At 70.3% G+C, this 11,383-nt stretch carries 12 protein-coding genes; 7 read left to right on the top strand and 5 right to left on the bottom strand.

The annotated features are described in order from the left end of the window. Positions 1–571 precede the first annotated feature (571 nt). The 5 genes from tpg to E4099_RS21015 form a co-directional block, all read right to left on the bottom strand. Positions 572–1,129, bottom strand: a complete 558-nt coding sequence (gene tpg / locus E4099_RS21035; RefSeq protein WP_135340649.1) for a telomere-protecting terminal protein Tpg — start codon at positions 1,127–1,129, stop codon at positions 572–574. A gap of 3 nt (positions 1,130–1,132) precedes the next feature. Continuing rightward, a complete protein-coding gene (locus tag E4099_RS21030; protein ID WP_135340648.1) occupies positions 1,133–1,354 on the bottom strand; it encodes a hypothetical protein in 222 nt (73 codons plus the stop codon). Between the two features lie 3 nt (positions 1,355–1,357). Then, positions 1,358–3,472 carry a telomere-associated protein Tap gene (gene tap / locus E4099_RS21025; protein WP_135340647.1) on the bottom strand — a complete coding sequence of 705 codons (2,115 nt, stop codon included), beginning with the start codon at positions 3,470–3,472 and terminating at the stop codon, positions 1,358–1,360. Positions 3,473–3,575: 103 nt separating this feature from the next. Beyond that, positions 3,576–6,065, bottom strand: coding sequence for a hypothetical protein (locus E4099_RS34890; RefSeq protein WP_135340646.1), 2,490 nt, complete (start codon positions 6,063–6,065; stop codon positions 3,576–3,578). Positions 6,066–6,923: 858 nt separating this feature from the next. Then, positions 6,924–7,676 carry a GntR family transcriptional regulator gene (locus tag E4099_RS21015; protein ID WP_135340645.1) on the bottom strand — a complete coding sequence of 251 codons (753 nt, stop codon included), beginning with the start codon at positions 7,674–7,676 and terminating at the stop codon, positions 6,924–6,926. 413 nt (positions 7,677–8,089) lie between these two features. Here E4099_RS21015 and E4099_RS33695 point away from each other — a divergent pair, with 413 nt between their 5' ends. From E4099_RS33695 to E4099_RS33115, 7 genes are all read left to right on the top strand, one after another. After that, positions 8,090–8,800, top strand: coding sequence for a hypothetical protein (locus tag E4099_RS33695; RefSeq protein ID WP_209446679.1), 711 nt, complete (start codon positions 8,090–8,092; stop codon positions 8,798–8,800). A gap of 142 nt (positions 8,801–8,942) precedes the next feature. After that, positions 8,943–9,197: a WhiB family transcriptional regulator gene (locus E4099_RS21005; RefSeq protein ID WP_135340644.1), complete on the top strand. Its 255-nt coding sequence runs from the start codon at positions 8,943–8,945 to the stop codon at positions 9,195–9,197. A 142-nt stretch (positions 9,198–9,339) separates the two neighbouring features. Further along, complete coding sequence (locus E4099_RS21000; RefSeq protein WP_135340643.1) at positions 9,340–9,723, top strand: hypothetical protein; 384 nt, start codon at positions 9,340–9,342, stop codon at positions 9,721–9,723. A gap of 257 nt (positions 9,724–9,980) precedes the next feature. Continuing rightward, positions 9,981–10,166 (top strand): hypothetical protein, encoded by a 186-nt coding sequence (locus E4099_RS20995; protein ID WP_135340642.1) that lies wholly within the window; start codon positions 9,981–9,983, stop codon positions 10,164–10,166. 77 nt (positions 10,167–10,243) lie between these two features. Next, a complete protein-coding gene (locus tag E4099_RS20990) occupies positions 10,244–10,495 on the top strand; it encodes a hypothetical protein (protein ID WP_135340641.1) in 252 nt (83 codons plus the stop codon). Between the two features lie 140 nt (positions 10,496–10,635). Next, a complete protein-coding gene (locus tag E4099_RS33120) occupies positions 10,636–10,812 on the top strand; it encodes a hypothetical protein (protein WP_167828441.1) in 177 nt (58 codons plus the stop codon). Positions 10,813–10,894: 82 nt separating this feature from the next. Further along, positions 10,895–11,041 (top strand): hypothetical protein, encoded by a 147-nt coding sequence (locus E4099_RS33115; protein WP_167828440.1) that lies wholly within the window; start codon positions 10,895–10,897, stop codon positions 11,039–11,041. Positions 11,042–11,383: the final 342 nt, after the last annotated feature.

Below are 11,383 nucleotides of genomic sequence, written 5' to 3'. Positions count from 1 at the left end.
GGGATGGGGGGCGCGGAGGGTGCGGAGGTGCTGTTGGGGGGGCTGATGGGCGTGGAGGCGGCACCTCAATGTCGCCGTTTCGGGTGGTTGACTCCCGCTTGTCTGCTCCTCGCCCCGAGACGGCTTCCCCCACGGTGAACCCCCTTTTTTGATCTAGAGGTGTGAGGGTACCTGTCACGGCCAGTTGGCTGATAGTAACCATCCAGGATCCAGAGCAGCTTCACACCGGCACCCACACCCCCACATCCCAGCCGCGACGCAGAGCCCCTTCACCGCCTGGCCAGGGCCGGGCCCGCTGCACGCATCAGCGGCTCCACCCCCTGCACGGGTGCGTTCAGGGGGCGGAGCCGCTGGTTTGAAGTGCTCCAGCCAGGCCCCGCCGAGCCTCAAGGCGGGACGGATCCGGGCCGGCCACGGTCGGGTGCTTGCGCTGCTGGTCTGGGGATGTTTGCGTGAGGGTCCGGGTCCCCGGCAGTTGCGATGCCGGGGACCCGGACCCTGCGAGCGGCTGCCAGCTGGCGGCCGGGGCGAGGCCCAGGGGCCAGGTACTTACCCGAAGGGCGTTCTCCGGTTAGAAGGACACGTCGATGTAGTCGATGTCATTCAATTCGACTACGAGGCCGTCGGCACGCCTTCCGCCGTCTTTGAAATAGACCTCCTGGAATCCCAATGCGACGATTTCACGCATCTTCTGGTCGCTGGCTCCGGCGTTACGGGCGTCGAACAGGCGGCGGGCGTAGTAGGCGGGGAGGTGAACGGTGAGTCGGCGGAAGCGGCCGTCGTCGGTCGAGCCGGGGCCGGCCTCGTAGCCGAAGCGGGCCCGCAGTTCCACCGTGATCCCGCCTGTGTCGGCGGCCCGTTGCTGCCGGCGCCTGCGCACCTGCGGCTGCCACCTCTGCCTCACCGCGTCGTTGATCTTCGCGGCAACGTCCTTGGGCGGGTGCTTGCGGGTGCCGCGCCGGTAGCGGTTGACGGAGTCGGCGGTGACGCCGATCTCCTGGGCGACGGCCTTTGCACTGCCCAGTTGCCTGACCAGGTAGCCAATCTTGCCCTTGAGGGTCTTCGGCGGCTCGCGGGTGACCGCTTCCTGATCGGCCCGCTTGATCGCGTCCTCGATCTCTCCAGTCACGGTTCAGCTCCTTTCGGGGGTGGGGTCTTGGCCGTCGGGGTCGACCAGCCGGAACCAGGTCTCACGTGTTTCGCGCAGGTCGTGCCGCCACAGCTCGAATTGCGGTGCGCAGCGGCGGGTGCGCAGGCAGAACTGGAGGGCCTCCATGCGCGCCTCCAGGCGGTCCAGCGTCCGCTCCCGCTCCGCGCCGGCTTCCAGCGACGGTGTGCCGGTCTTGCCGGGCACGGCCTACTCGCCTTCGTCCAGGACGGCGTCGCCGCCCTTGATGTGCCGGGCCGGGTTGAGGCCCTTGTCCATCAGGTCGACCGCCCACGGCATCGACTGGACGCCTTCGAGTTTCGCCAGTCCCGGTGTGGGCCCGAGGCGGAATCCTCCCGGCTGCGGCTTGCCGGAGGCGGCATACGGCAGGAAGTCCAGCGGGCTCGCGCCCGGGGAGGGGTAGACGACGCAGTCGGACAGCACGGCGAGCGGGTACAGCCCGGTCATCTTCGCCATGTTGTTGAGCTTGCGGTGCATGTTGACCCGGGCCTTGGAGATGACAGCGGCGCGGATGTCGGGGCGCCAGGCAGGGCGTTCCAGGGCCGGCCACCGGTCCCCGGCCTCGTAGTTCTTGCCCTGCGGGCGCTCGCGCAGCTTGCCGATGCCGCCCTTCACGGTCGCCTTGATGGCGGACAGCACGGCGGCCAGGGCCGGGTCGACATGCTTGTGCTGCTCCATCGCGGCGAGGAACTCCGCGTCGGACATGTCCCGGGTGACGCCGAGGTCGGCGAGGGTGTCGACGTAGGCGTTCTTGAGGCGGTCGTGCCACGGGTCCAGGTAGGCGCCGGTCTCCCGGCGCAGGTACGCCTCGATCGGGTGGACGTCGTAGCCGAGCTCCTGGGCATAGGCGAGGGTGTGTGTCTGGTACCAGGCACGCCCCGTTGGGCGGGTGCCGTCCGGGGTGAACGGGCTGGGCAGGCGCGGGTCCAGCTCGATGTGGGAGAGGTCGACCAGCCAGGAGCCGGGGATCTTCGGGTTGAACCTCGGGGCGTGGAAGTGGTCGGGGGCGGACAGGCCGACGACCAAGCGGGCCGCGGCGGCGAGGAACGCGGTGTTGAGGTCCAGGCCGACCGCGAAGGGCAGCGCGCACTCCTCACCGGTCACCAGGTCCAACGGCCGCACCCACTGGTACGCCTCCTCGTTCAAGAACCCGCCGGTCCAGCCGGACTGAACGACCACAGGGTGCTCGGGGATGGCTTCCGGCGGCGCCGGGTCCATCGGCTCGGTGCCCAGTGAGCCGGGGTTGTGGCCGGACACCCAGTTGCCGGTCGCTTCGTCCCGCACGGCGCGGGTGGGTGGGCGCAGCGCTGTCATCAGTTCCAGGCCGGAGACGGCGGTGGAGCCGCGCGGGGTGATGACTCGTTGGGCGTAGACGCCAAGGACGCGGGCGATGTCGGCCGGTGCCATCTCGGCCACGCCGGGCCAGGAACGGTCATCGAGGGCGTCCCAGGACAGGATCGCCAGTTGCACGCACTGCCGCTCGCGGCCCTGGGCCTTGCGGTAGATCCGTGCCCACGGCCCGAAACCGCGCTGGGTGAGCTGCCACTTGGCCTTCGCGATCTGCTTCACCACCGGGTGGTCCTCGGGCAGGCGCAGGGAACGGCGCTGCTCGTGGCCCTCCAGGCGCTCCGGCAGCCCCAGTTTCACGGCCGCGGCAGCGGTAAGCACGATCAACGGGTCGCTGTCCTTGCCGTAGCGGTGCAGCCGGGCGGCGCCCAGGCGGGACTCGCGCAGTGTCCATTCCACCAGCTCCGGCACAGTGGTTGCCGGGCAGCTGAGGACGATGCCACCCATGCCGTATGCGGAGCCGTCACCGTCCAGCACGGCGAGCGGGCCGTGCGGGAACCGCGGGTCCCGCATGGGCGCGGCGGCCTTCTTCACGGGGCGCCGCGACGTCGCCGGGCGGGCCGGACGCTGCGGGGCGACCGGGGCCGTGGGCGCCTCGACCGACGGTGCGCTGTCCATCTCTGGGATGGCCGGACCGGTGAACGTGGGCGGGACCTCGGGATGCGGCGCGACGGCCAGGGCAGGAGCTGGCGCCGCAGGGGTGCCGTACGCGGGGTACTTCGTTGCCCAGCCCTTCAGCAGCCGCTGGTATGCCTCAAGCCGGGGTGGGCGAGGCTCGGACCGGCCGTTCTCCCAGTTCTTCACGGTCTGCGTCGTGGTCTTGAGCGCGGTTGCGAGGCGGGCCTGGGTGATGCCGGCGGCCTCACGCAGCCGGGCACGCTCTGCCGGGGGCGGGAGCTGCGGCTCTTCTGCCAGCAGTGCGTCCACGGACGCGAACAACTCTTCCTCGGATGCCATATTCGTCTACCTCCACTCTGAACACTAGCAGGATTTTCCCCTCGATTTAACCCGTCCCTTAACCCATTCATCGTCTTGGCCGATCCGGGTCAGCGGCGCGACCTCAGGCGGCGGGCCTCCGCTCGGGACGAGTGATCGCCGCGCGGACCTGTGCAGCCGCCACCGCGTACGGGTCCGGCTCATCGTGCCGGGCAGCCGGCGCCTGGTCGGCGGGGAGCGCGGCGGTACGGTTCGTCAGCAGGTGCCGGGCGGTCCGCTGCCGGGCCTGCTCGGCTGCCTGAGCCGCGGCCTCCTGTGCCGCGGCGCGCGAGTCGAAGTGGTGGGCTCGGCGCATCGTCGCCTCGCGCGCCAGCCGGGCCTCGGTGTCGGCCTCCGGGCCACGGGCCAGGAGCGCCACCGCGGAGCTCTCGTAGTCGGCAGCGGCCGACTCCACCGCCAGGCGAGCGGCCACCGCGATCACCTGGTCGGTCGCGCCTTGAGCCTGCATCTGGGCACGGACCCGATCGACGTCGGCCTGGATGCCGGCCTCGGCCTGGGCGCGGACCGCCGCGATGTCCGCGGGGTCGGTGATGTCGGCCCACGCGGCGGCCACCGTCCGCGTGGTGGAGCGGATGAGCTCGGCGAGGGCCCGCTGCTCGCCGCAGGTCCCGCACAGCCCGGCCGCCCGGGGCGCGCCGCAGTCCGTGCACGGCAGCGCCTGCCGGGCGGCGTCGGCGGCCTCGGCCTTGGCCCGGGCCACCGCGGCGGCCTCACTGCGCCGCTGCTGGGCGGCCGCGGCCCACTCCCAGCGCGCCAGGGCGTCCACCTGCTGCTGCGCGACGGCTTCGCGCAGCTGCTGCTCGTACACCACTCGACGTTCCTTGGGCGTCTCGGCTGGCATGGTGGCCTCCACCTGGGCGGCGATCTGGGCGCGCAGGCCACGCCGGTCGGCGATCAGGTAGGCGCAGGTCTCGCAGTGGCCGCCGGTGTCCATCCGCAGGCCCTCGTCGCACCGGAAATCGGTGCAGTCCACCCGGCGCGGCAGGCCCCGCTTGATCAGCCAGCCCACCGGGTCCACCACCGCGGCCGGTCCGGCCTGGTCTGCCAGCCGCCGCTCCAGTCGGGCAGCCAGCAGCTGGGGCGCCACCTCCGGCCCGGCTACCCGGGAGATGGCTGCCACCTCCTGTCGGGCCACCGTGATGACCCGGCAGCGGGCACCGGAGCGCTCCAGGCGCGCCCAAAGCGGCCAGACCGCCCCGAGCACAACCTCAAGATCACTTGGCGGCCTGGGCACCCTCCCCCGCTGCTGGCCACTGGAACCCTGGCCCCCTGCGGTCGGCACTCTGGCAGCAGAGCTCTGCTCCGCCGGCCCCGCCCCCTGGGCCTGGTCGTGCTCGTCGGTCTGGGACTGCTGGGGCTGTTCCCCGCGCAGCGGGCCACCATCGACCAGCGTCAGCCGCGCTGGCTCCTCACCGTCGCCGGCCTGGTCCTCACGCGCGCACGCGCACTCCGGCCGACCGCAGCACCCCGACGGCGCTTCGCCGGAAAAACCACACGAGAGCTGCTGAGGAACTACTGGAGTAACCACAGGAGCGTGGTCTGCGTGGAGCTCTGCACCATCAGGACGCTCCCGATCCTCCGCCCCTTCGGTGTCCGCGGCGCCGTAGATCCCAGGCATACCAAGGGAAGCGGCAGCATCGGCCGGAGCTTGATCTCCGACTGCACCATCAGGACGCTGCGAAACCACCGCCCTGGAGCCCGAAACCCCCTCCACAGGGGCCAGAACCCGGCCGTACGCGCGAGCGACCGGCAGCAGCATGACCCGCCCCCGGCCGTGCATCCGCGTCGCCGTCGCCTTGCGCTGCCGCGCCACGACGCCGGCCTCCGTCAGCCGGGCCAGAACCTTCCGCGCCCCGGCCGGCGAGCAACCCAGCAGCCGGGCCAGCGTCGTCGCCCCGCGCCCCTCCCGCTTCTTCACCGAGCCACCACACAGCTGGAGCCAGCCCGACGCCCGAGTGTTCAGCACCATCAGCAGCAGCCCGAGCCGGTCGGTGGCCGCCCCCTTGCCCGTACGGTCGGCCAGCAGACCCGGAGGCGTCGGCTCCCGCCCCTCCGGCGTCCAGCCGTGCCCGAACAGCGCCTCGCACAGGCGCAGCAGCGTCGCAAGCTCCGCCTTCGACAGCGCCAGCGGATGCCGGGCATCACGGCCCTTGCGGGCCTTCCACAGTGGCATGACCAGGCAGTTCAGCCCGGTCGGCTGCCCCAGTGCGTTCCTGACCTCCTGGGTCCGCAGCGCCCCAGAGCTGCGAAGCTTGGGCAGCACCTTGTGGTGGACCGTGGACTCCTTCATGCCCAGCCACCGGCCGAGCTCCGCGCCCCAGATCGATGACAGATTGTCGTCCCAGCGCCCCTGCGGTGCCCGCGACTTCGCGTACAACACCACCGCCGCCAGCTTCGGCGCGTCCTTCAGCCCGGCGATCGACGGGTCTGACAGCAGCGCCCGGACCGCGGCCAGCAGCCGCAGCCGCATACCCCGACCCAGCCGCAGCGCATCATCCAGACTGCTCTCGCCATGGTGCCCTGGTGCCGACCGCTGCCCAGGAAGCAGCGGCACGGTGACTGCGTCGGCCGGCGGGCGGGGAGAGGGAACCATCACCGCGGCCTGTGCCGCCACGGCGCTCACCGGCTCGTCCGGACTGAACGAGGGCCGTGGCCGCACACAGCAGCGGCGAGCCCTCCCGGGACAGCAGGAAGGCCACTCTGTGTAACCGGATATTCCGGGCATGCGAGGCCGGTGTATTCCGGCACACGCGACAGACCAGGCTGGCGCGTGGTCGCTCGGTGATGCAGAATGACAGCGCTCCTCTCGCAATGTGAGGGCATGACGAAGCCCCCTCCTGGTGCTTCTGGTTTCTGCGCGAAACCTGATTTGAACTGTTCGGCCGGCTCCCAACCGGGCGAACAATCCCCTCGGGGAGCTCTCCCAAGCTCTCCGGTAGCAGACGGGGCGCTAGCTCAGGTGACTCCCAATCACCTGATGGCTGAGCGACCCGGGGCGGCAAGAAGACCCGATGCGGGCGCCGCCCCCAATGACCTACGTCATCCCAACCCCCTCAACACCAGAGGTGTGCACGGGGGCGGTCGTAAGCAACACAAACACCCCGCCGAAGGGCCAGCCGGCACGCGCATGCGGCTGCTGGCACCACGGCGGGGTGCTGTCTGTCTGTCGGTGGGGACAGGTAACCTGGTCCACGTCGATCTCCGTTGGTCTGTAACGGCGGTCGCCGGCCTTCGGACCCCCGCGAAAAGGTCCTTTGGCCACTGGCCCCCTCTCGACTTGCTAGGTCGAGGCACCGGGGGCCAGTCTCATTTTTGATCAATGTCGCAGACACGATACCCCTCCGGGAGGGTCCCGGAGGGCCGGGGGTGCACGTGTCGTTTCTGCGGCAACACAAAGCGTAGTGATGTCCCGTCAGGTGTTAAGCGGTAGATCGTCGTAGATGAGTTGAACTCGATCCGCAGGGGCAACGGAACGGAGAACCTCCAGAGCTCGCCCCTCGCGGTCTCTCGTGACCCGCTCAACCGCTATCACGGGGACCTTGCCGCCAATCCTGAGCTGGGCCGCCTCGCTTGGGCTAGGCATACGCGACTCAACCCGCTCGCTGGCCTTCGCGGGAGGATGGCCAGCCGCAGCGAAGGCAGCGAAAACGCCACCCACGACCTTGCCTTCGCCTGAGATGCCGACCTCATCGGCAAGATCTGCCAGATACCAGGCGCGCTGAATCTGCACAACGTCGTCGGGTCCGATCGTGGCGTGTCGGCAGCGGTGCAGCAGTTCGGCATCTTCAGGCGCATCCAGGAGTGCTGCGACGCCTTCCGGCCCCTGTCCGCGAGAGACGTCCACGACCTTCATCCGCCCGTCGAGTCCTTGTTGGGCGCAAGCCGATTCCCAGGGCCCCTTGGTGCCGCCCGGCCGGAGGACTCGGCTGTATCGGCTCAAGGGGATTCGGACACGGAGGCGATTCCGCACCTGCGTTCCGCCCTTACCCATGGTGACTACCAGGCCCTCGTCGGCGAGCACGCCGATCGCCTCTCGAACCGTCTGCCGGGAGAGGCTGTGCACCGCCATGAGATCGATGATCCGCGGCAGCGTCGAGCCCGGCGGGTAGTCCCCCCTGTTGATCTGCTGGCGCAGATGCTCTGCCAGCTGTCGGTAACCGCGCACCGCGCCATCCTTTCGTCGTGACTCTTGGGTAAAGGCTAGCTCCTATTGACAGGGCTTGGAACTACCCCCATCATAAATAGGGGCTAGCCCTTACGCAAAGTAGTGGGTTGGCTCCATGGTGCCCCGAGCTGTCATCTAGACCGTGGTCTTGACCCGGTCAGGTGGCGAGGGAGCCGGAGACGGCTTTCTCGGAGCACCCATCGCAGGAGCTCCTTCCCCTCACGGGGAGGGCCGGGGTCGATAGCACCACCAAATCCCCCGGGCCAGGGCGTCCCCTGGGTCACTGGCTCCTGCGGTGTACGTCGCAGCGCAGATGCGCTGTCCGGCCGTCAGGACGCCGGCACCCCGTTGTGCTGCCTGACGGTCGGAGAGAGCACCGCGACGCGCCCCGCCTCCGACGCAAGGAGACTCCTATGACCATGACGACCGCGGAGCCGACGGCCCGCAAGCGCCGCCGCAAGCCCCGCACGAAGACCCTCAACCACCGCCCGCCGATCGTCGCCTCCCAGCTCAAGCTGAACGAGATCGACCTGACCCCCGGCAAGGAGCACCTGATCTGCCCCGACTGCCGGACCTGGTGCCCCATCACCGGCATGGGAGGCACTCCCAAGCTCGTGCCCCACCACACCGACCGCTTCAACACCCCAAACCCGCGCCGCTGCACGGCTGGTAGCAACCGCAAGGTCGCCATCGACGTCTCGGCCGGCGCGTATCGCACGAAGCTGATCGAGGCCAGTGGCACAGTGGCGGGCCGCCGTACCAACCGGGTCACCCGCAAACCGCGCACATCGACACCGCCGCCGGTGAGCCGCATCGCGACGACCGCTAGTGAGCCGGCGCCGAAGCTGCCCATGCTGCTGGAGAAAGCCCGCACCGCCGTTGCCCTCCACCGCGCCTGCTGCTCGATGTGTGCTGGAGGCGGTCGGTGCGAGGAGGGCGGCGAGCTGGAGCGGTGCCTGGCGGAGATGGAGGCGACCTCCCGTCTCCTCTTGGAGCGGCGCCAGCGGAACGAGGCGCAGGCCGAGCGTCTCCAGGGCCGCCAGCGCGCTGCGCAGTGGCGTCAGGTGGAGCACACCAACCGTCAGCAGAAACAGGTACGCAGCCCACACACCCTGGCCTCCTGACACTCGCCGCGGCCGCGCCTCCGGCGCGGATCGCGGCCCGCAACCCCGCGCTGCCCAATCGCCCACGGCCCACCCGCCTGTGGCCCGTGGCGATCGGAGTGCGCGGCGGAACCCCCAAAGCGCCCGATAGCAGGAGGAATCCATGGATTGGCGACACAACGCCGTATGCCGCGAGGAAGACCCCGATCTGTTCTTCCCCGTCGGCAACACCGGTCCCGCGCTGTTGCAGACCGAGGAGGCCAAGGCCGTCTGCCGCCGCTGCCCTGTCATGGAGCGGTGCTTGCAGTGGGCGCTGGAGTCCGGCCAGGACTCCGGTGTCTGGGGTGGCCTCAGCGAGGACGAACGGCGCGCGATGAAGCGCCGCGCCGCCCGCAACCGGGCGCGCAACGCCATGTGACCAGCGGCCACTGTCGCCGGCATCCCCAGCCACACCGGCGGGTGTCGACGGCAGTGGCCGCTCGTACAGGGCCAGCAAATAGGCGCCCAGGGGTGGAGCCCTGGACGCCGACACACAACAACCGCGTGGAAAGGAGACGGCTGTGAGCACGCTCATGATCTCACGTCCGACCTGCGGCCTCTACGAGGACATGGAGGAGGAGGACTACGGGATGGGGCCGACAGAAGGGCCCGAGCCGGGGGATGCACTGATCGCCCTGCCGCCGTACATGCTCCGCGAGAGCATGACCGCGCCGGCGCCGACCGGCCGCGCCCCGCGCATCCTCGTCGGGGCGCCGGCCCAGCCCGGTGCCCGCGCCCGCTGCAAAACGTGCGGCCGAAACTTCGAGGACTGCGGCTGCGGCCAGGGAAGCACGGCGCACGCGTACACCGACAAGGACCTGGACGACCTCAACCAGGGCCTCGAAAAGCCGTATGACGGGGACGACGACGAGGTCTCGTCCGCGCTTCCTCCGACCGGCACGTGAGCCGTAGCCGCCCCGGTGACATAGCCAGGGCTGCTCAGGCCGCCGCCGCCCACATCCTGGCGCGCCGCGGCTTGAGCAGCCCGGCAGTCTCAGTCGTACTCCACGCCGCCGCTCTCATGGCCGCCATGGCGTGGGATACCGGCCATTCCGTGCACGAGATCCACCCGCCCCTGAGGCGGCGCCGGGCCGAGGACAGGTCACCTCCAGCCAGGGGGCGAGATCATCACCGGCCCGTCAGCAAAAGGCCAAACGCCAACATGTCCGAGAGCCGTAACCACCCGCTCTACACCGCCTACATGCGAGCCGCAGGCGCAGCCCACCAGCACCAGACCCAGTGCCCGCCGTGCCAGCAGGGTCAGCCCTGCGACGACGGCAAGCAACTGGACCAGCAGCTGGAAGCCCGGCAGAACGGCTGGCCCGAGTACCTCAACTGCAACTGGTGATCGTCCCCGTCCGGGGCACCGAAGTCCCCAAGGCACGCTGCGCCCCGCGTAGACACACCTCGATCGGAAGGAAACCCATGATCGCCACCCTCCGGGCCCGCCGCCGTCACACCCTCCTGCGGCGGGTCGCCGAGCACCTGGTCCGACAGGCAGCCACCAAGCTGCACACGGAAGAAGTCACCTGCGCCCACGTATCCGCTCTCGCGTTCGGCCGGTACCGACTGAACGTCGAGAAAGACGAAGCCGTGGACTACCTGGCCGCCGCGCTGATCGCCGGTGGCCACAGCATCGACCACCTCCAGGTGGTCGATGACCAGTCCCAGCTCTGACTGCCTGTCGGCTGCCTCCCTCGCCCGTCCCTGGACGGGCGAGGCGCGGGGAGTCGCACAGACGCGCTTCACCGGGGCGACCGCCCTACCGCCAAGCAGATCGGTCGCCCCGGCCCATCGCGAGAGATGGAGACCCCATCATGGCACTACGCCGAGATATCCCCACCGCCCCCGGCACCCGGCCCGACCCTCGGTACGCGACCGAGTACGACCCGGCCCGCGGCGGCCACTACCCCGCCAAGCCCAGCCCGGTCCCCGGCGCCCGCAAGGGCGGCGACGCCGGCCGCGGCCGACTCACCCGAGGCGGTGCCCAGTGATCTGCTGCGGCAAGCCGATGGTCGAGCAGGGCGGCATGTTGGTGTGCGACACCTGCTACGCCTCGTACCAGGGAGGCGACCAGTGAGCACCAGCACCGAGGACGCCCCGCCTCCGGCGCCGATTCGCTGCACCACCTGCAACGGAACGGGCAAGGGCGAGACGATCGTGACCGGCACCCACACCTACCAGGCCGATTGCGGCACCTGCGGCGGCTCCGGCGAGCTGTAGATCCCCAATCCAGTACCAACGGCCTGTCGCATCCCTCATTCGACGGGCCACGGTGACGGGATACGCCGGCACCGTGGCTCGGACCGCCCGACCGGCCTTCTGCCGGTCCAGCACGGTGAGAGCCGGCGGACATCGGCCGCGTACTCACCAGCCTGATCCACCCCGTTCCCGGCGGGCCGCCCATATGCGGGCGGCCGGCCTTCCCATACCCCCGCTCGGGACTCTCCTGAGCCGCCTTGATGGAGGAGACACCATGGAGCACGTCATCCCGCTGATCACCCCCTTGGACGGGTCCGGTCTCGCCCACCACCCGGACCCGTCCAAGGGGGTGATCAGCGGGAT

It is taken from the genome of Streptomyces palmae (assembly GCF_004684805.1).
GTDB lineage: Bacteria > Actinomycetota > Actinomycetes > Streptomycetales > Streptomycetaceae > Streptomyces > Streptomyces palmae.
This window is presented reverse-complemented; position numbering and strand designations above follow the sequence as displayed.

Excerpts from the sequence above, each read along its gene's own strand:
- tap (WP_135340647.1), bottom strand. The coding sequence starts at position 3,472 with ATGGCATCCGAGGAAGAGTTGTTCGCGTCCGTGGACGCACTGCTGGCA.
- E4099_RS33695 (WP_209446679.1), top strand. The coding sequence starts at position 8,090 with ATGACCATGACGACCGCGGAGCCGACGGCCCGCAAGCGCCGCCGCAAG.
- E4099_RS21005 (WP_135340644.1), top strand. The coding sequence starts at position 8,943 with ATGGATTGGCGACACAACGCCGTATGCCGCGAGGAAGACCCCGATCTG.
- E4099_RS20995 (WP_135340642.1), top strand. The coding sequence starts at position 9,981 with ATGTCCGAGAGCCGTAACCACCCGCTCTACACCGCCTACATGCGAGCC.
- E4099_RS20990 (WP_135340641.1), top strand. The coding sequence starts at position 10,244 with ATGATCGCCACCCTCCGGGCCCGCCGCCGTCACACCCTCCTGCGGCGG.
- E4099_RS33120 (WP_167828441.1), top strand. The coding sequence starts at position 10,636 with ATGGCACTACGCCGAGATATCCCCACCGCCCCCGGCACCCGGCCCGAC.